Genomic DNA, 18,758 nt, shown 5'->3' with positions numbered 1-18,758 from the left:
CCCTCCTCGGCTGTCACCTCTTAGGTCATCGCGCTGCCCCGAAGAGCGTTACGCCCAATCCGCGTGGCCCGAGTCACACCCCGTAAGCACATAAATGCGTCCAGATGTGGTCAGAGTCGGTCATTACCGACAGTGGTCGGCTCCGACCCGGGAGCACCTCACTTCTCTCCGCCGGACCCCGCCGGTCCACAGGGGAGCCGGCGGGGTCCGGCGGAGAGACGGGTTCACCGGCCGGGCGCCACCCGGACAGGGCTTCGACCGTGCCGCTCTAGGCGGGCGATCAGTGCTCGCGCGGCGAGGGCACGACGCGTTCCACCTCGGGGTGGACGGTGAGCAGTTGCCGCGTGGCCACCTCGGCCGCCGCGCCGTCACCGGCGGCGAGGGCCTCGACGATCCGGACGTGGTGGCCGAGCGAGGTCTCGTTGGGGCGGTCGCAGCCGGTGGCCGGGCCTCCGGAGACCTGGAGGGCGGCCGAGACGATGCCGGAAAGATGCTCCAGCATGCGATTGCCCGCGACCTGGATGAGCATCGAGTGGAACTCGGCGTCCGCGCGCGCGAAGGTCAGCGAGTCGCCCTGCCCCATGGCATGACCCATGATCTCGACCATGTCGCCGAGCCGCTGCTGGACCTCCTCGCGTCCGTGCCCGGCGGCCAGACGGGCGGCGAGCGGTTCGATCGTCCAGCGCAGCTCGCTCAGCTCGCGCCGCTGGTCGTCGCGCTGCGGCCCGAAGGCCCGCCACTCGATGATGTCCGGGTCGAGCAGGTTCCAGTCACTGACGGGACGCACCCGCGTGCCGACGTTGGGGCGGGCACTGACCAACCCCTTCGCCTCCAGGACGCGGAGCGACTCACGGACGACGGTGCGGGAGACCTCGAATCGCTGGCCGATCTCCTCGGGCACGAGCGGCCGGTCCGCGCCGAGGTCACCGGAGACGATCATCTGACCCAGCTGCTGGACGAGTTGGCCGTGCAGGCCGCGTCCGCGGCTGCCCGTGGCGCGTCGGCCCACACGCCCCAGTTCGGGATCGGCGCTCTCCCAGGTGGGGGCGCCGACGCGCTCTACGCCGGGCGTCTCGGCGTAGGAGTAGCGGTCGAGTCCACCCGGGCCGGCCAGGCCGGAGTCTGCGGAGCGGGCGGCGGTCATCATGGTGTGCGCAAGGGTACTCACGCATCCTTTGTCGGCGCCCTCCTCAACTCCCTTGAGGTCTTTGGTGAAAAGCACACGAAAGGGTGATCGCTCACCCCGTCGCAATTGACGCCTTATCGGAAAGAAACGGGCGCTCTTCGAGGAGTTGCGCGCAAGGTGGGATCGGGCGGGTGCGGATAGCGGTCAGGAGACGTCTGTCTCCCTCATCGGACCCTGCTCCGCAGGGTCGTGAGCAGATATGCGCCGAGCAGCGCGGTCAGCGACAACAACAGTGCGCCGCCCACAGGTTGGGTGATCATCCGGGTCGCTACGGTCAGATAGCGCTCCCCGCCGAAGGGCCACGGCATCAGGGGCAGCTCGTGCAGCCGCGCCGAGAACCCGGCCGCCGCCCGGACGGTCATTCCCTCCAGGACCTTGCGCACGAGGGGCACGACGAGGACCGGCACGGCGAGCACCGCGGCCAGTCCCGCGGTCGTGGAACGGAAGATGCCGGCAGCCAGCACGCCGGCCCAGGAGCACCCCACGACGAGGCCGATCCAACTGGCGCCCAGAGGAAGCCAGTCGGCGGGAACGTCGGCGAGCTCCGGTCCGTAGACGAGGTAGAGCACTTCGAGGTCGCAGCCCACCGTGAGGAAGGCCAGCATCAGCGCGGTGACCGCGGCGACGAGGAGTTTCGCGGCGAGCAGCCCCAGCCGGCGGGGGACGGTGCCGCGATCCGCGGCCAGGGCGGGGTGGCGGAACTCGTCACCGAAGGCGATCGCGCCGAGGAAGCCCGCCCCCAGCGCGGCGGGCGGCAGCGGCAGCTCCTCCGGCCAGGCGGCCAGCAGGCGCGACTGCGGGGCATGGCCGATGCCCGCGAGGATCACGGAGACGACGGCGGAGGTGATCAGTACGGCGGCCACGGTGAAGAAACCGGTGTCGACTCCGGTGGCCCGGCGCAGTTCGTAACGGAGCGGCCGCAGAGGGCTCGGGGCGGGGCGGACGTCGACGGGGGCGGGAGCTCCGGGAGGCCGTCCGGTTCCGACGGCCTGGTCGTGTGCGTCGGCTCAGCCTCTCCGTGTTCGTCGTCAGCGGTCGTGCCGTCATCGCCCGTGAGCGCCGCACCGGCACCGTCGGCGGCGCGAGGCGGCCCCATGTCCCCGACTTCGTCGGCGAGTTGATGTACGAGGATGCCGTGCCGGAACGCGGTCTCCCCGACGTCGGCGCAGGTACTGCCGTACACGGAGAGCCGGTTGCCGTCCTCGCGCACGACCTCGACGGAACGCCGCGTGGTCCGGGCTTCCTTGGTGAGCAGGGCACCCAGGCGGACGGCGTGCGGGCTGCGGACGACGACGCGGGGACGGAGCCGGGTACGGGCGAAGTCGGCCGCCTCCTGGTCGGCGACGAGCCGTCCCTCCTCCAGCGTGACGACCCGGTCGGCTGTCTGCGCCGCCTCCTTGGGGTCGCGCGTCGTGAACAGCACGGTGCCGCCCTGGAGCGCGTGGGCACGCAGGATCCCGTGCAGCCAGCGGCTTTCACGGACGGACAGCCCGGCGGCGGGATCGTCGAGCACAAGGGTGTGCGGGTCGGCCAGCAACGCACAGGCCAGCCCCAGGCGGCGGTCCATGCCGCGCGAGAGGGTCCCCAGGCGTTCGTCGCGCAGACTGACGAGGCCGACGACGTCGAGGACGTCGTCGGCACGCTGCACGGGCACACCGGCTGCGGCACACAGCATGCGCAGGTGACCGCGGACCGTGCGGGCCGGATGGCCGGGCACGTCGCCGAGGAGGACACCCACCTCTCGCGAGGGGTGGTCGATGCGGTGCAGGGGACGGCCCCTGAAGTAGGCGATGCCCCGGCCCTGTTGCAGTGCGAGCATGAGCCGCACCGCCGTCGTCTTGCCCGCGCCCGGTGGGCCGAGGAGCACGGTGACACAGCCGGAGAGAGCCTCGAAGGAGACATTGTCGACGGCGGGTGGAAGCTCCTTGCGAGGGGTGCTGGTCAGTCCGATGGCCTGGATCACCCACAGCAAGATAGCGGGTTATGTCCGTTTTTCTGTGGTGTCAGACCTCGGGGCGCAGCATCGGCGGGTTGAGGAGCGTGGCACCACCCGCACGGAACAGCTGAGCCGGGCGGCCTCCCTGGCGCGTGGTCGTCCCGCCGGTGGGCACCAGGAAGCCGGGGGTGCCGGTCACCTTGCGGTGGAAGTTGCGCGGGTCGAGAGCCACCGCCCACACGGCCTCGTAGACACGGCGCAGCTCGCCGACGGTGAACTCGGGTGGACAGAAGGCGGTGGCCAGCGAGGAGTACTCGATCTTGGAGCGGGCCCGCTCGACGCCGTCCGACAGGATCTGCGCATGATCGAAGGCGAGTGGCGCCACCGGCTCGCCGTCACGGGCGTAACCGCCCTGCTGCAGCAACTCCTCCACGGGCGCCCAGCGCGCGATGTTCGCGTCACCACCTGCCCTGGGTGCGGGCAGATCGGGAGCGAGTGCGAGGTGGGCGACGCTGACGACCCTCATCCTCGGGTCACGCTTGGGGTCGCCGTACGTCGCGAGCTGCTCCAGGTGCGCGCCGTTGTCCTGGGCCGGGGCGGCCGGGTCGTGCGCACGCAGCCCGGTCTCCTCGGCCAGCTCGCGCGCGGCGGCCTGGGCCAGGTCCTCGTCGGGCCGCACGAACCCGCCGGGAAGCGCCCACCGCCCTTGGAACGGCTGCTCGCCCCGCCGCACCGCCAGCGCACACAGGGCATGGCGGCGCACGGTCAGCACGACCAGGTCCACGGTGACGGCGAAGGGCGGAAACGCTGACGGGTCGTAGGGCATATCGTGATCCTAGTCGTCTCCCTGACGATAAACACGCCCTTCGCTGCCGCCTCCACAGCTGATCCACTTCTGTCCGGTGCGGCCCCTGTGAGCCGCCTCCGTCAGGCTGTCCGATCGAACGTCGTCCGAGGTCACACTCCCAGCTGCAGGCCATCGGCCGCCTCCTCGACCATGGCGAGGCCGAGTCTGCTGACGCGCACGGAGAACGGCGCACCCGCGACCCGCAGCCCTGTCAGGCTGATCTCGCCCAGGGGCGCACCGCGTATCGGTCGCAGCGTGACCGTCCCGGCCGGCGCGTCGGGGCGGATCCCGGCGAGGGCGGCGAGGAGCAGCACTCCGGAGGCCGCGGCCGTCGCGGCCGGTCTGCAGGCCGTGGGGTGGGGCAGGGGTGCGCTCCCGGTCGTACGCTGCTGCCCCGCGTACATCTCGGGCAGCCGCCCACCGAACTCCTCCGCGGCCGCCAGCACACCCCGCAGCAGCGAGCCCGCCTCCTTCTCGTGGCCCGCGGCAGCCAGTCCCGCGACCGCGATCGCCGTGTCCTGGACCTGTACGGCTCCACCCCGGTGACCAAAGGGGTTGTACGCGGGCTCTTTCGCGCTCAGGCTCCGCAGCCCCCACCCCGAGTCCATGGCCGGGCCGCCCAGCAGCCGCGCGAGCTGCTCGGTCTGCACCTTGTCGAGCAGGCCGGGGGCCGCCACTCCCGAGCCGAGGAGACCGGTGTCGAGAAGGTGGGCGGCTCCGGAGCCGAGGTGGGGCAGAGCTCGCCCATCCCTGGTGCGGGCGGCCGCCGGTCTGCCGCCGCCCCGGTCCTCGATCCAGAAGTCCTCCCGGAACGCGGCCCGCAATTCCTGGGCCCAGTCCCTCAGTGCTGCACCGCCGGGTCTGCCGTGCGCGTCCAGGAGGTCGGCCCCCAGGACCGCGGCCCGATGTGCGTGCGCCTGTGTCTCGCAGAGCAGCGGCCCGCCGTGGTGCGGGTCGGGCACGTAGGGGCCGTCCCCGACGGTGGTGCTCAGCCAGCGCAGACAGCGTTCGGCGGCGGGAAGCAGCTTCTCCGTCTCCTGTTCCGGGAGCCCCCAGCGTCGTGCCTCCGCGAGGAGAGCCGGGAACAGCAGGGTGGCCTCGACGCCGGTACAGCCAGGCGGCAGGTGTGGACCGGCGTCCCGTCGTGGTCCGGGGATCATGCCGGACCGTGCTCCCATGCCCGGGAGTTGGGTGCGGGCCAGGGTGCGCAGGGTGCCTGCGGCAAGACGGGTGCCCAGGGGCAGCGTCATCCGGGCGGCGACGAGGGCGTCGGCCGGAGCCATGCCGCAACGCCAGGGCACTCCTGCCGCGAGGTGCGTGTCGGCAGGGTTCGCGGGGTCGCGCAGCAGCAGGGCCTGGAGGTCCTCGACACACGTGTGCAGGAGTGACTGGACCCCGGGGTCGTCGCCTGCGGCCGTGGCGCGGGCGATGGGGCTCTGCGCGCCGCGCCCCACCGCTCTGACAGGCCCGGCGCCGTCCGGTCGCACGCGTAGTTCCACACTGCGGGTACCGCCGGGCGGGAGCTCCATGTGCCAGCGCAGCAGTCCCGCCGAGGCCAGCGCGTCCGTGGGCGGAGGTTGCGCGGTGACGGCCGAGTGCCCGCCGGCGCAGGACCAGCGCAGGCCGGAGTCATGGACGCTGGCGGGCAGTTCGGGACCCGCTCTGCCGGAGGCCACCGCGCCCAGTTCCGCGAGGTCGGTACCGAGGGCCACCTCCACGAGTAGACGCAGCGGGCGGGGAACCGCGTTGAACAGGGTGATCCGCTCCATGCCGTCCGCGTGCCGGGTGCGTTCCACCACGACCTCCGGGTCCGGTCCGGCGTCCGCGGACACGCGCAGCGTCGCCGTGAACCGGGCCCGGTCGGCCCCGGCCATCCGCGCCTGCACGGCGAGCGGTTCCTGCCCGGCCACCCGCACCTGGCACCGGGAGAGCATGCGCCGGCCGGACCGGTAGAAGCCCTCCAGCCCTTGGCCGGTCAGCTGCCCCTGCTCCGTGGAGATCGTCAGGCCCGGCAGAGCGACGCAGATCAGCGTGGCATGGGCCGGCGGCAGACCCATGGGGGTGGAGGACGGGGTGAGCAGGGGCATGCGGCGGCTTCCTCTGCGCTCGGTGCGCCTGCGGTGTTCTCGCCGCCAGGCGGCGCGGGCTCCGGAGGGGCGGGGACGGTGCGGCGGCGCGGCCCAGCCTGGGGTTCCGCCACTCAGGTGAACGGAGCGGGCCTCCGCCGGGTCACGGCCCAGGTCTCTGAAGGCGACCGAATTGCGGAATGGGGAGGTGGGCAGGGGCTGCCGTCCGTGCCGGTGTCCGCCGTCCAGGGGCCAGCAGATGCCGTGAGCTTGACATGTGCACGACATTGCATCACTTCGACGTCTCTGCCGCCTTGCCGCAGCCACCAGTACCCCGGCGAGCTCGTGCGCGACCGCGAGTGCTGTCCGTCGCTCGGCCCGGGCCGTCACCGACGGGTGGGGTGCCGTCGGCCGACCGCGGGCGGCGGTCAGCAACGGCCCAGGAAGGTCGCCGAGTGGCGCGAACACCGGAGCCGCCCTCGGATCGTGCCCGGCGTCGGCGCCGCGGGCTGGTCCCGGACGGCCCGGGGGTGCAAGCGGTGTGGCGAGCCGTTTCCTGGGCGCCGTTCTCGCTCCTCCGCCCGGGGAAGCCGTCTGCGGGGGCCTCCAGGGCCTCGGCCCCGGTGCGGTTCTTGCGTTCCGCGCGGAGGCAGCGGCGGATGGACTCCGGGTCGAGGCCTTCGTTGCAGGCCTGGTGGAGGAGGCGGGCGAAGAGATAGTCGCGGTCGGCGGCGAGTGCCATGGCCAGAGCTTCCCTCGCCTCCAGTTCGTCACCGGAAGACCAGGCGACCCAGCCGGCGAGTGTGAGAGGAGCCGCGGCGTGCTCGCCATAGGCACCGACGCAGCGGCGGGAGAGAGCTCGCCACAGACGCAGGGCCGGCCCTGCCTCGTCGTCCTCCATCCACTCGGCCACGCGGTCACGGGTCGAGCGGTCCTGGAGGCCGACAATGAGCGTCGCCACCTCGTCGTGCCCGAGGAGCTCGTCGTCCCGGAGGTCCGCCTGGAGCGTGCCGGACACATACGGGGCGGCTGCCAGACGGCCCATCAGACGGTGTGCCAGCTCAACGGTCTCCTCGGCCGTCGCGGAGCGGCCCTCCTCATCCAGGATGCGAGGGACGACCGTCCTGTTCGCGGCATCGAGCGCCACCTCCTGCTGCAGGGCCGCCGCCGTCTCCCAGGGGATGAGCCTGGCCCTCAGCTCCCGCAAGGTGCCCCGCACTTGAAGGCCCGCGTACGTCGCCGCGGCAGCCAGGACCGAGGTACCGGGCAGCCCCATCGCCTGGCCCTCGGAGGAACAGCAGCCGTTGCCGGGGCAGCAGTACGACCAGAAACGGCCGTCGGAGATGCACAGAGCCTCGACAACGGGCACATCGAACCGGCCGCAGGCCCTGCGCAGCAGTTGTGACAGCGGTCGCAGCCGCTCCATCACCTCCCGCGCCGACTCCCCGCCCGACGGGTCCTGACAGAGGAACGCGACCATGCTCTCGGGCCTGGCACCTCGGCGTTCGCTGCCGGTCACGAGCCCGTGCGCCAACTGCTCGGCCACGGCAGGCCAGTCGTCGGCCTGCGCCGGGATGCCGAGGCGCGCCCGTCCGCCGAACCGCCCCCGGCCGTCCCGGTCGTGCAGGGCAACGAGCACGATGCTGTCCTCGGGCCGGTAGCCGAGCAGGTAGGGCAGGGCATCGGCCAGCTCCGCCGGTGTGCGCAGCGTGACCTGGTGCTCCCCGCACGGACCGGTCGCTGACCGGTGCCCCGCGTACACCCTGCCTTCGTCATGTCCGGGCACGGTGGAGGCGTCCTCGTGCCTCGCGTGCACGGAAGGCTGCTCGTGACTCGTGGCCGTCACGCCCTCCTTGCCCGCCCGGCTCCCCCACTCCTCCGACCCCTGCTCCTCCGACCCCTGCTCAGGCCCCACGGGTGGGGCCAGGTCACGGCCGTCGCCTTCGCTGCTCCGCCGCTGTCCGCCGATGTCGCCGTTGATGTCGCTGTAGTTGTCGCCGTTGTCCGAGGTTCCGACTGCTTCGCTGTGGTTCGTCATGCCGTGACCATCTCGCGGATTCCAGAGTTCCGCTTTGCCCTGTGGATAAGTCCAACCATGGTCACGTCAGGGGTTGTCCACAGTCCGGCCGCCTCGTTCACGCGATGTCCGTGGCACCGGGTTGCATGGAGCCTTGATGCCCGCGCCGAGCTCCAGGTACGTGGCCGGTTCTGTGCACTTGCTACCAGGCGCACCGCGCCCGCGACGCTCGCCCCTCGCCGCGCAGCGCGTCGCACAGACCGGTCATCCGGGGCGGAATGCCGTCAACTGGGCGCTGAAATCGAGGAGTTCAGCGCGAGAGGGGTTTGCCTCCATCGAGATGTGGGGGACTATTCCCGCAGCGATCACCGCGCGTAGACCCGCGCGACAACCGCTCAGTTGACGCTGTGTTCGCTCCCTGCCACCCGGTACGGAGCGTCTTCCTCCCACACCCCATCCGGAGGTTATTCCGTCATGCGCAGACGTCTGGCTCTTCCCCTCGCCTCAGCCGTGCTCGCCGTCGCCGCCTCCCTGTTGACAGCCACGTCCGCCTCCGCGGCTCCGGCCGACAAGCCGCAGGTCCTCAGCAGTTGGACCCAGGAGTCCGCGAGCAGCTACAACGCGTGGGTCTCGGCCCGGAACAACCAGGGCGCCTGGTCCGCCTACGGCTTCGACTGGTCCACGGACTACTGCTCGTCCTCGCCCGACAACCCCTTCGGCTTCCCGTTCGCAACCGCCTGCGCGCGCCATGACTTCGGCTACCGCAACTACAAGGCGGCCGGCACGTTCAGCGCCAACAAGTCCCGGCTCGACTCGGCCTTCTACGCGGACCTGAAGCGGGTCTGCTCGAACTACTCCGGCGCCACCAAGACGTCCTGTGACGCCACGGCGTGGACGTACTACCAGGCCGTCAACATCTTCGGCGTGAGCCAGAAGACGGGCGGCGCACAGCCGGTCGGCTGACCATGAAAAAAGCGCGGGTCCCTCGTTCACACAAGGGACCCGCGCTCAGCACTACACGGCGCCAAGTTCCAACATGCCCGCGACACAAATCCGTGCCGCGGGCGCGGGTGTTCGATCCTGGGGTGTTCAGTCCTGGCTGTTCAGGTACGCCTCGACGGCGTCGGCCGCAACGGCCGGACCGTCGACGGAGCGCATGCGCTCCCGCATGGCCTGCACCCGGTCGGCCACGGACGCGTCGCCCGTCACCTGGGCCACGGCCTCGCGCAGGCTCTCCACCGTCACGTCCTCCTTGGCCAGACGGCGGCCGAGGCCCAGCTCGTCCACGCGCTGGGCGTTCGCCCGCTGCTCGCTCGTCTGGGGCACGACCACCATGGGCACGCCGTTGTACAGCGACTCCATGGTGCTGTTCATGCCGCCGTGGGTGATGAACAACCGGGCGTGCCGCAGAACGTCGAGCTGGGGCGCGTAGCGCCGTACGTCGACGTTCGCGGGCAGCGGCCCGAGGTCGGCGGGGTCGGTGTGCTCGCCTACGGTGATGAGGACGTCCCACTCGGAGTCGCCGAAGGCCTCGATGGCCATTGTGAAGAACTCCGACCAGCCGCGGGCCGAGGTGCCGAGCGAGATCAGCAGCACGGGCCGGTCCTCCGAGGCCGGCTGCCAGGTGCCCTGGTAGGGGCGTTCGGCGATGCAGGGCCCGGTGAAGACGAACCGCTCGTCGAACGTCTCGCCCGCGTACTGGAATTCGCGCGGGAGGAAGACGATACCGAGCTTCTCGATGTTCGAAAGGAAGCCCATCGGGTCGGCCGGCAGCCCGAACTGGGGCAGCACACCCGCAAGCTTCTGCACCGCTTCCATGATCTGCGGGTCGTTCAGCTCCGCCACCGGGAACTTCTCCCGGAGCGAGAAGTACTCGTTCGCTCCGAACACCGGAAAGGTGCGGATCAGCGGAATGTCGTTCTTCGCGGCGAAGAAACGCGCACCCCACGCCATGAAGTCATGGATGATCAGATCCGGCAGGTTCCCCTCGTAGAACGGTGCGACCTGTTCCACGAGCGACGTGCTCTCGTTCAGGCACCGCAGTCCCTCACCCGCGTTCTCCGCGGCGGTCAGGGGGGCACGGTAGAAATCGCCGAAGACCGATTCGTATTTGACGGGTTCGGCGCCGGCGGCCTTCACGATGGGGGCGAAATGCTCGGTCACGGTGCACGTGACGCGATGGCCCCGCTTCACCAGTTCCTCGACCAGGCCGATCGTGGGATTGACATGGCCTACGGCCGGAAAGTTGAAGAAAGCGATATGGCGTTGCACGAGTGTCTCCTTCCATGTGCTGCCGGTTGCCCTTCGGCCGGTCGTCGCCGAGGGCCCGGGCAGCGGCCGCTCATTCGGTTCCGTTGGGTTCTCCGCGCGAGGCGGACCGGTGTATCTCGTCGAGGAGTTCGGCCTGCCGCAGGGTGGCTCCGCTGTCCGGGAGATTTCCGGTGCGCACCGCTGCGGCGAAGGCCGCGACGGTGGCCGCCACCTGGTCGTGCGGTTCGAGCCGGATCTCCTCGACCGTCCCGCCGCGGTGCAGACCGATCACCGGGACGTGGTCGGCGGGCGGGGTGAACGCCCGGTCGACGGTGATACTGCCCTCGCTGCCCCACAGTTCGTACGACGAGCGGTAGGCGTGCTCCATGCCGAAGGTGATCTGGGCCGTGACGGTGCCGAGGGTGCTCAGCAGTGCGGCGCCGGAGGTCTCGACCTGCCGTCCCCGGCCCTGGACGAGACGGGCGCCGACGAGGTCGAGGTCATGGCCGAGGAAGTGCAGTGCGGCCCGCAGCGGGTAGACCCCGACGTCCGCCAGCGCCCCGCCGCCGAGTTCCGCGTTGTACCTGATGTCACCGTCCGGTAGCGGGGGGATGGTGAACGCCGCGTGGAACGCGCGCAGTTCACCTATCGCACCCTCGGCCACCAGGCGCCGTACCTCCTCGTGCCGGTGGTGATGGACGAACATGACGTTCTCCATGAGCACCAGGCCCCGGGTGCGGGCGAGGCCGAGCAGTTCGCCGGTGCGGTGGCGGTCGGTGGTCAGGGGCTTCTCGGCGAGGACGTGCCGGCCCGCGGTCAGTGCGGCCTCGGTCCACTCGGCGTGCAGGGCCGCGGGCAGCGGCACGTACACGGCCTGGATGTCGTCCAGTTCGAGGAGCTCCGCGTATCCGTGGACGGGACGGCAGCCGAAGCGTTCCGCGACCTGTCGTGCCTTGGCCTCGTCACGGCTGGCCACGGCCGCTATCTCGATGTCGGGGCAGGCCTCGAAGGCGGGAAGCATACGGCGCACCGCGATGCCCGCGCATCCCATCACGCCCACCCGCAGGGGTCCGGTCACAGGGTCCGCACCGCCGTCGCGTTGAGGCAGGCGAGCATGGTGCGGGCCTGGACGTTGAGGTAGTGGCCGTGCCGGACCAGGGAGGTCAGCTGCCCCGGGGTGACCCAGGCGTAGCCGGGCGGCGGGTCCAGCGGGGCGTCGGCCTCGTCCGCCTCGACGACGAGGAAGCGGCTCTCGGCGTTGAGGAAGCGGCCGCCCTCCTCGGAGTGCACGACCTCGTAGCGGATGCGGTCCGGGCCGGCGCGCAGCACCGTGTCGAGGAACCTGGGACGTTCGGCCTCGGGCAGGTGGGCGTAGTTGTCCGGAGTGCACTGCACGGTCGGTCCCAATTCGACGGTGTCGAGGAAACCGCCCTCGACCCGGGCGTGCACCAGCACATGCGGGACGCCGCCGAACTCACGGGTGAGAAAGGCGGTGACCCCCAGGCCGACCGGCTCGAACAGGGGCTGGGTCCAGCCCGTCACCTCACGGTTTCCCGCCTGCACGGACACGGCCACGACGTTGAAGTAGCGGCCTTCCTCGTGCTCGATGGTGCTGTCGCCGCGCTTCCAGCCGGGGATGGACTCCAGCGGGACGCGCTCGGCCCGCACACTGTGCCGGGTGCGCTCGCCGGTGATCCACGAGTGCAGTTCGATGTCGGAGAGCAGCGCGCCGTCCGAGGCGTCCGCGAAGGGCAGGCAGGACAGCACCGTACGGGAGTCCATGTTGACCACGTTGTCCCGGCGCAGCAGTTCGTGGATCTGGCCGAGGGTGAGCCAGCAGAAGTCGTCCAGCAGCGGCACGTCGCCGACGGCCTCCACGACCATGTTGCGGTTGGACTTGCGGTAGAACCACGAGCCGTGCTCGGACTGGAGCACGTCGGCGATGATCCTGCCGCGGTTCGGCCCGACGAAGTACTCGATGTACTTGACGTCCGCGCCCTTGTGGGCCTTGGTGTAGTTGCTGCGGGTCGCCTGGACCGTGGGCGAGAGCTGGAGCAGGTTCGGGTTGCCGGGCTCCATCTTCGCCTGCATCAGGAAGTGCAGCACCCCGTCGAACTCCTTGACGAGGATGCCGAGGATCCCCACCTCGGGCTGCTTGATGATGGGCTGGTACCACTCGGCGTACGGACCGTCGCCGTGCGGTTCGCCGTCCTCGGTGACGTGCAGTCCCTCGACGGTGAAGAACCGGCCGCTGCGGTGCACCAGGTTCCCGGTGGACTCCTGGAACGACCAGCCGTCCAGCTCGGCGAACGGTATCCGCTCCACCCGGAAGGTATTGGCCCTGCCCCGTTCGGCCAGCCAGTCGCCGAAGTCCTCGGTGCTCAGGTGCGCACCTTCGGCGGTGGCGGCCGACAGAGCGATGCGGGCGGGCAGGCTCGTGTTCTCACGCGTCTGGATGATGTGGGACGGCATCGGAGGGACTCCCCGCCTTTCTCGTGATGCGTTCGCGGCCGTGTCAGGCATGTTCGGCCGCGAGGAAGTCGTTGAGGACCAGGCGGTAGTAGTCGGGGCCGAAGCCCATGTCCGCCACTTCAGGGACCAGGGCGCGCAGCTTCTCCGTGGAGATGTCGTACTGGACGCCGGTGTCCACGTACTCCTTGCGCGGCTGAAGTCCCATCTCGCCGGCGAGATGGTCGGCGATGGCCTCCACCGGGACGGCGTATCCGGAGGCCACGTTGACCGTGTCGGCCCGCAGACCCGCGGCGACCAGCCGGTCGATGATCGTCACCGCGTCGCTGACCCGGATCAGGTCGCGGGAGGCGCCCCGGTGCATGGTCACCGTCCCTTCGCGTACCTGCCGCAGCAGCGTCGGGATCAGCTGGTGGTACCGCCCGTGCGGTCCGACCAGGTGCGCCAGCCGGAGGATGACGTGGTCGACCCCGGTCTCGCGCAGCTGCTCCTCCAGGGCGAGCTTGTGTGCGCCGTAGGGGGTGTAGGGGGTCACCGGGGTGTCCTCCCTGCCGGGCCCCTCGGCGAATCCATACATTCCGGTCGCGGCTGTAGAGAAGAACAGCAGTCTCTGTCCGGTGGCCGCGCACTGCTTGGCGACATCACGCAGCAGTGCGACCTCCCGCGCGAAGTCCGCGTCGGAGGCGCCGCTCGTCCTGGACTCCCCCGCCGCGAGGGCAACGGTGTCCGGATGCCGGCCGGCCAGCGGACGCAGACTCCGCGCCAGGAATCCGGTTCCCACTATCTCCATCGTCGTCGTCCTGATCTCTGAGTGGGAGGCGGTCCGTCGGGCTCAGCCACGCTGGGCCACGAACTCCTTGATCGTGGCGGTCATGTAGTCGAGCATTTCGTCGGTGAGCCCCGGGTAGATGCCGATCCAGAAGGTGTGCTCGGTGATGACGTCGCTGTTGGTGAGCTCGCCGACGATGCGGTGGGGCTGGCCGATGTAGGCCGGCTGGCGGGTCAGGTTGCCGGCGAACAGCCGCCGGGTGCCGATCTTCCGCTCCTCCAGGTGGGCGACCAGTTCGGCGCGGGTGAAGCGGGCCTCGGGGTCGACGGTGATGACGAAACCGAACCAGCTCGGCTCGGACCGGGGCGTCGGCTCGGGGAGCATCAGGCCCGGCACTCCGTCCAGTCCCTCACGCAGCCGGCGCCAGTTGCGGCGCCGCGCCTCGATGAAGCCGTCGAGCTTGTCGAGCTGCGTCAGGCCCAGCGCGGCCTGGATGTCGGTGCCCTTCAGGTTGTAACCGACGTGGGAGAAGATGTACTTGTGGTCGTAGCCGGCGGGCAGGTTGCCCATCTGGTACTCGAACCGCTTGAAGCACGTGTTGTTCTTGCCGGGTTCGCACCAGCAGTCACGCCCCCAGTCGCGCAGTGACTCCACGATGCGGGCCAGACCGAGGTTCGAGGTGAGGACGCAGCCGCCCTCGCCCATGGTGAGGTGGTGCGCCGGGTAGAAGCTGACCGTGGTCAGGTCGCCGAAGGTGCCGGTGATCTGGCCGTCGTAGGTGGAGCCGACCGCGTCGCAGTTGTCCTCGATGAGGAACAGGCCGTGGTCCTTGGCGAGCTGGGCCACCTCGGCGACCTCGAAGGGGTTGCCGAGCGCGTGCGCGATGATGATCGCCCGGGTCTTGGGGCCGATGGCGGCCGCCACCCGGTCGGCCGTGGTGTTGTACGTGGCCAGGTCCACGTCCACGAAGACCGGGATGAGCCCGTTCTGCAGGATCGGGTTCACGGTGGTGGGGAATCCGGCGGCGACGGTGATCACCTCGTCGCCCGGCTTCAGCGCCCGGTCACCGAGCTGGTGCGAGGTGAGCGACGAGACGGCGAGGAGGTTCGCCGACGAACCGGAGTTGGTCAGATGGGCCTTGCGCCGCTTCAGGCGCTTGGCGAAGCGGGACTCGAACTTCTTGGAGCTGGGTCCGGCGGCGATGCGCATGGTCAGCGCGGCCTCGACGATGGCGACCCGGTCCTCCTCGTCCAGGACCGCGCCGGACGGCCAGATCTCGGTCACACCGGGCACGAACTCCCGGTCCGGCGCGGTCTCCTGGTGGTAGCTGCGGACCGCGTCCAGCACCAGTTCCTTGCTGTCGGGGTTGTCGCTCATCGTCATTTCCTTCCGTTGACTGGCGCCGGCACCGCGGCCGCCAGCAGGTCGCGCAGCGAGGCGTCGAGGGTGCGCCGCGGCTGCCATCCCAGGAGCCGCAGCGCCCGTGAGACGTCCAGTTGCTGCCACTGCGCATCCGTGCGTGTGGGCTGGTCGGGAACGGTCTCGACGACCGGGAGATCCACACCGCTGAGTTCGACCATGCGGTGGATCAGTGCGTCCATCGGGACCGCCTCGCCGCGGCCGATGTTGACCACCTGGCCGCTGACGTCCGCCGCCGGGGCGGTGGCGGCGGCCCGTACGGCGTCCACGGCGTCGTGCAGGTCCACGACGTCGCGGTGGGCGCGCAGCGGAGGGAGCCTGAGCTCGTCCGGCTTCTCGCCCAGGGACTCGGCGCGGGCGGCCGCGCCGAGGTGCGCGGCCACCATGCCGAAGAGGCTGCCGGCCGGCACCCCGGCGCCGATCACGTTGGCGAGGCGCAGGATCACGCCGTCCAGGCCGTGGTCCGCCGCGGCCCGCAGGACGGCCTGCGTGCCGAGGAGTTTGGTGCGCCCATACGGTGTGACGGGAGCGGGCTCCTGCTCCTCGGGGGTGCCGGCGCCCTGTGTGCCCGCGCCGTACTCGTGGACGGTGCCGAGCTGGATCAGCCGCGGCGGGCGGGGCAGGCCGACGAGTGACTCCGTCACCCGGAGGACCAGGTCCGCGTTGCCCGCGGTCATCTCGGCCTCGTCGGCCCGCCAGGCCCGGCCTGCGGCGTTGACCACCACGTCGGGCCCCAGCGAACCGAAGAACGCCGTGAGTTCCCCCGGGCCGGCCGTCAGCAGGTCCATGCGCAGGGGACGCGGGTCCGCCGGGCCGTCCTCCGCCGGGTTCCGGGACACCAGGTGCACCTGGGCGCCGTCGGCGAGGAACGCCTCACCGATGTGGCGGCCCAGGTAACCCGTGCCTCCGAGCACCACGACCCGGAGTCCGGCCGCGGCGCCGTGGTCAGTCGTTCGCACGCTCGGCCCCGTGCTTGACGGTCTTCCACCAGTCGGGGTTGTCGCGGTACCAGGCCACCGTGGCGGCCAGGCCCTCCTCGAATCCGGTCAGCGGCGCGTAGCCGAGCTCCTTGCTGATCTTGGACTCGTCGATGGAGTACCGCAGGTCGTGCGCCTTGCGGTCGGCGACGTGGCGGATCATCTCCGGCCCCGAGCCGGTCAGTTCGAGCAGACGCTCGGTGATGGCGCGGTTGGTCCGCTCGTTGCCGCCGCCGATGTTGTAGATCTCACCGGCCCGGCCGCCGTCGAGGACGAGGTGGATGCCGCGGCAGTGGTCGTCCACGTGCAGCCATTCGCGGATGTTGCCGCCGTCGCCGTACAGCGGCACCTGCCGGCCTTCCAGCAGGTTGGTGACGAACAGCGGGATGAGCTTCTCGGGGTGCTGGTACGGCCCGTAGTTGTTGGAGCAGCGCGTGATGGAGAGGTCCACTCCGTGGGTGCGCCAGTAGGTGCGGGCGACCAGGTCGGAACAGGCCTTGGAGGCCGCGTACGGAGTGTTGGGCAGCAGCGGCCAGTCCTCGGTCCAGGAGCCCTCGTCGATCGAGCCGTACACCTCGTCGGTGGAGACGTGCACGACCCGCTCGACCCCGGTGTCCAGCACCGCGTCGAGGAGCGTCTGGGTGCCCAGGACGTTGGTGCGGAAGAACTCTCCGGCACCCTCCAGCGAGCGGTCCACGTGGGACTCGGCGGCGAAGTGCACCACGGCGTCGTGTCCGGGCAGCAGTTCGCGCAGCAGGGCCCCGTCGCAGATGTCGCCCTGGACGAACTCCAGGCGCGGGTGCGAGGCCGGCAGGTTGTCGCGGTTGCCCGCGTAGGTCAGCTTGTCCAGGGCGGTGACCTGGGCGCCCTTCCACCCCGCGTAGGTGTCCGCGAGGAGGTTACGGACGAAGTTGGAGCCGATGAAACCGGCGGCGCCGGTGATGAGGATTCTCATGCCGCGACTTCCACTCGGGTGTGGTCTCCGACGACCAGGCGGTAATGGTCCGTGCTCTGCCCACTGGTACCGACGGAGGCGGAGCGACCGATGACAGAACTGCGCAGACCCTGAACGCCCGTGACCGAGGCGCCGTCCAGGGCGATGGAGTACTCCAGCCGGCTTCCGGTGACCGCGCAGCCAAGCCCGATGGACGTGTGCGCGCCGATGTGGCTGTCCTCCACGACGGTGCCGGCGCCGATGATCGCCGGCCCTTCGATACGGGAGCGCACGATGCGCGCCCCTTCTTCCACGATGACCGGACCCACCAGCACGCTGGCGTCGTCGACCTCACCGTCGACCGCGGGCTTGAGGCTCTCCAGGATGTGCCGGTTGCACTCCAGGACGTCCTCGACGTTCCCGGTGTCCTTCCAGTAGCCCTCGTACTGGCCGGCCCGTACGTCCGCGCCCGACGACACCAGCCACTGGATCGCGTCGGTGATCTCCAGCTCGCCGCGGGCGCTGGGCTCGATGGCCTGGACCGCCTCGTGGATGGCGGCGGTGAAGAAGTACACGCCCATCAGGGCCAGGTCGCTGCGCGGCTGCTGCGGCTTCTCCACCAGGCGCAGCACCTCGCCGCCGGGGCCCAGTTCGGCCACGCCGAAGGCGCGCGGGTCCGGGACCTTGTACACCACGACATGGGCGGCCGGGCGGTGCGCGGCGAACTCCTCGGCGATACCGGCGATCCCGTCGGGGAGCATGTTGTCGCCGAGGTACATCACGAAGTCGTCGTCGCCGAGGAAGTCCCGGGCGATGGCGACGGTGTGGGCGAGGCCGAGCGGGGCCTCCTGCGGGATGTAGGTCAGCCGTGCGCCGAACTGTGATCCGTCCCCGATCGCCTCGCGGATCTCGGGGCCGCGGTCGCCGACGATGACCCCGATCTCGGTCACGCCGAGGTCCAGGATGTTCCTCAGGACGTATTCCAGGACCGGAGTGTTCGCGATGGGGATGAGCTGTTTGGGCATGGAATAGCTGAAGGGTCGTAGGCGGGTGCCCGACCCGCCCGCCAACACCAGAGCCTTCATGGCAGGTCCTCTCGATTTCTCATGGGTTGTTGCCTCTTCGGTCTGGTGCGCGGTTCGCAGCCGCTCGGCCGTGCACGCGTTCCCGGTGCGCCGGCGGCCGGCAGGGCGGGGTGACGCAGTGTCAGGCGGCGTCGAAGTCGGACAGCATGCCTGCTGCCAGGGCCTCGGCCAGCGTGGGTGCCTTCGCGTCCTTGTCCGAGATCAGCGGTGTGCCGACGCAGTCCCAGGGAAGGTCCAGGTCGGGGTCGAGCGGGTTGATGTCGATCTGTGTTCCGGGGACATAAGTGCTGGAGACGACGTAGCAGATGCAGGCGTCGTCGGTGAGCGCCAGGAAGCCGTGCCCGACGCCCTCCGGGACGTACACGGACCGGCCCGAGGCGGCGTCCAGTTCGTTCACCTGGTGTCTGCCGAAGGTGGGCGAACCGATCCGCAGGTCGACGACGATGTCGCGCAGCACGCCCCGTACGCAGGTGACGAACTTGGCCTGTCCCGGGGGGATGCTGACGCTGTGGATGCCGCGCAGGGTGTGGCGCCTGGACACCGAGTAGTTGATCTGACGGGGCTGGAAGTCGATCCCCGCGGACCGCTCCAGTTCGTCGGACCGCATCGACTCGTAGAACACGCCCCGGTCGTCGGAGATGTGGTCCGGCTCGATCAGGTACGTGCCGGGGATGGTGGTCTCTTCGATGCGCACGGCTCGCTCGCCCTTTCGTCCTGAACTCGACTCGTGCTGTACGGGCTGGGGCCCTGCGGGTCCGGGCGCCCCGCCCCCAGGGCCGGTGGCGCGGCGCGGGAGCGGGGGA

The 18,758-nt window shown here is 70.6% G+C and carries 14 protein-coding genes and 1 pseudogene; 1 reads left to right on the top strand and 14 read right to left on the bottom strand.

From position 1 onward, the window contains the following. Positions 1 to 280 precede the first annotated feature (280 nt). The 5 genes and pseudogenes from E0500_RS19540 to E0500_RS19520 form a co-directional block, all read right to left on the bottom strand. The gene (locus E0500_RS19540) at positions 281 to 1,168 is read right to left on the bottom strand and encodes a FadR/GntR family transcriptional regulator (protein ID WP_131564919.1); all 888 of its coding nucleotides are present in this window, start codon (positions 1,166 to 1,168) and stop codon (positions 281 to 283) included. Positions 1,169 to 1,350: 182 nt separating this feature from the next. After that, positions 1,351 to 3,149, bottom strand: a pseudogene (locus E0500_RS19535) (ATP-binding cassette domain-containing protein). A 40-nt stretch (positions 3,150 to 3,189) separates the two neighbouring features. Continuing rightward, a complete protein-coding gene (locus tag E0500_RS19530; protein WP_131563412.1) occupies positions 3,190 to 3,948 on the bottom strand; it encodes an NUDIX domain-containing protein in 759 nt (252 codons plus the stop codon). Positions 3,949 to 4,079: 131 nt separating this feature from the next. Further along, positions 4,080 to 6,056 (bottom strand): glycogen debranching N-terminal domain-containing protein, encoded by a 1,977-nt coding sequence (locus E0500_RS19525; RefSeq protein WP_181587054.1) that lies wholly within the window; start codon positions 6,054 to 6,056, stop codon positions 4,080 to 4,082. Positions 6,057 to 6,327: 271 nt separating this feature from the next. Then, on the bottom strand, positions 6,328 to 8,073 hold the full coding sequence (locus E0500_RS19520) for a DUF4192 domain-containing protein (RefSeq protein WP_258572850.1): 1,746 nt from the start codon (positions 8,071 to 8,073) through the stop codon (positions 6,328 to 6,330). 453 nt (positions 8,074 to 8,526) lie between these two features. Between E0500_RS19520 and E0500_RS19515 the strand changes: the two genes are divergently transcribed. Continuing rightward, positions 8,527 to 9,015, top strand: a complete 489-nt coding sequence (locus tag E0500_RS19515; RefSeq protein WP_131563411.1) for a phospholipase — start codon at positions 8,527 to 8,529, stop codon at positions 9,013 to 9,015. Positions 9,016 to 9,141: 126 nt separating this feature from the next. Here the strand turns inward: E0500_RS19515 and E0500_RS19510 are convergent, their stop codons facing one another. The 9 genes from E0500_RS19510 to E0500_RS19470 form a co-directional block, all read right to left on the bottom strand. Continuing rightward, the gene (locus tag E0500_RS19510; RefSeq protein WP_165934989.1) at positions 9,142 to 10,323 is read right to left on the bottom strand and encodes a macrolide family glycosyltransferase; all 1,182 of its coding nucleotides are present in this window, start codon (positions 10,321 to 10,323) and stop codon (positions 9,142 to 9,144) included. A gap of 70 nt (positions 10,324 to 10,393) precedes the next feature. After that, entirely contained in the window at positions 10,394 to 11,380 is a 987-nt protein-coding gene (locus tag E0500_RS19505) for a Gfo/Idh/MocA family oxidoreductase (RefSeq protein ID WP_309505102.1), read from the bottom strand. After that, positions 11,377 to 12,774 carry an NDP-hexose 2,3-dehydratase family protein gene (locus E0500_RS19500; RefSeq protein ID WP_131563409.1) on the bottom strand — a complete coding sequence of 466 codons (1,398 nt, stop codon included), beginning with the start codon at positions 12,772 to 12,774 and terminating at the stop codon, positions 11,377 to 11,379. The genes E0500_RS19505 and E0500_RS19500 overlap by 4 nt, the downstream gene beginning before the upstream one ends. 43 nt (positions 12,775 to 12,817) lie before the next feature. Then, the gene (locus E0500_RS19495) at positions 12,818 to 13,561 is read right to left on the bottom strand and encodes an NAD(P)-dependent oxidoreductase (RefSeq protein WP_131563408.1); all 744 of its coding nucleotides are present in this window, start codon (positions 13,559 to 13,561) and stop codon (positions 12,818 to 12,820) included. A 42-nt stretch (positions 13,562 to 13,603) separates the two neighbouring features. Further along, positions 13,604 to 14,923: a lipopolysaccharide biosynthesis protein RfbH gene (rfbH, locus tag E0500_RS19490; protein ID WP_399119494.1), complete on the bottom strand. Its 1,320-nt coding sequence runs from the start codon at positions 14,921 to 14,923 to the stop codon at positions 13,604 to 13,606. Next, positions 14,920 to 15,918 carry an NAD(P)-dependent oxidoreductase gene (locus E0500_RS19485; protein ID WP_131563406.1) on the bottom strand — a complete coding sequence of 333 codons (999 nt, stop codon included), beginning with the start codon at positions 15,916 to 15,918 and terminating at the stop codon, positions 14,920 to 14,922. The genes rfbH and E0500_RS19485 overlap by 4 nt, the downstream gene beginning before the upstream one ends. Next, positions 15,905 to 16,891, bottom strand: a complete 987-nt coding sequence (gene rfbB / locus E0500_RS19480; protein ID WP_131563405.1) for a dTDP-glucose 4,6-dehydratase — start codon at positions 16,889 to 16,891, stop codon at positions 15,905 to 15,907. Before rfbB ends, E0500_RS19485 begins: the two co-directional genes overlap by 14 nt. Further along, entirely contained in the window at positions 16,888 to 17,955 is a 1,068-nt protein-coding gene (locus E0500_RS19475) for a glucose-1-phosphate thymidylyltransferase (protein ID WP_131563404.1), read from the bottom strand. Before E0500_RS19475 ends, rfbB begins: the two co-directional genes overlap by 4 nt. A 121-nt stretch (positions 17,956 to 18,076) precedes the next feature. Next, positions 18,077 to 18,649 (bottom strand): dTDP-4-dehydrorhamnose 3,5-epimerase family protein, encoded by a 573-nt coding sequence (locus E0500_RS19470; RefSeq protein WP_131563403.1) that lies wholly within the window; start codon positions 18,647 to 18,649, stop codon positions 18,077 to 18,079. Positions 18,650 to 18,758: the final 109 nt, after the last annotated feature.

This window comes from Streptomyces sp. KM273126 (assembly GCF_004337435.2).
In the GTDB taxonomy this organism is placed as follows: domain Bacteria; phylum Actinomycetota; class Actinomycetes; order Streptomycetales; family Streptomycetaceae; genus Streptomyces; species Streptomyces acidicola.
The sequence above is the reverse complement of the archived record's forward strand: the minus strand, read 5'-3'. Positions and strand labels throughout refer to the sequence as shown.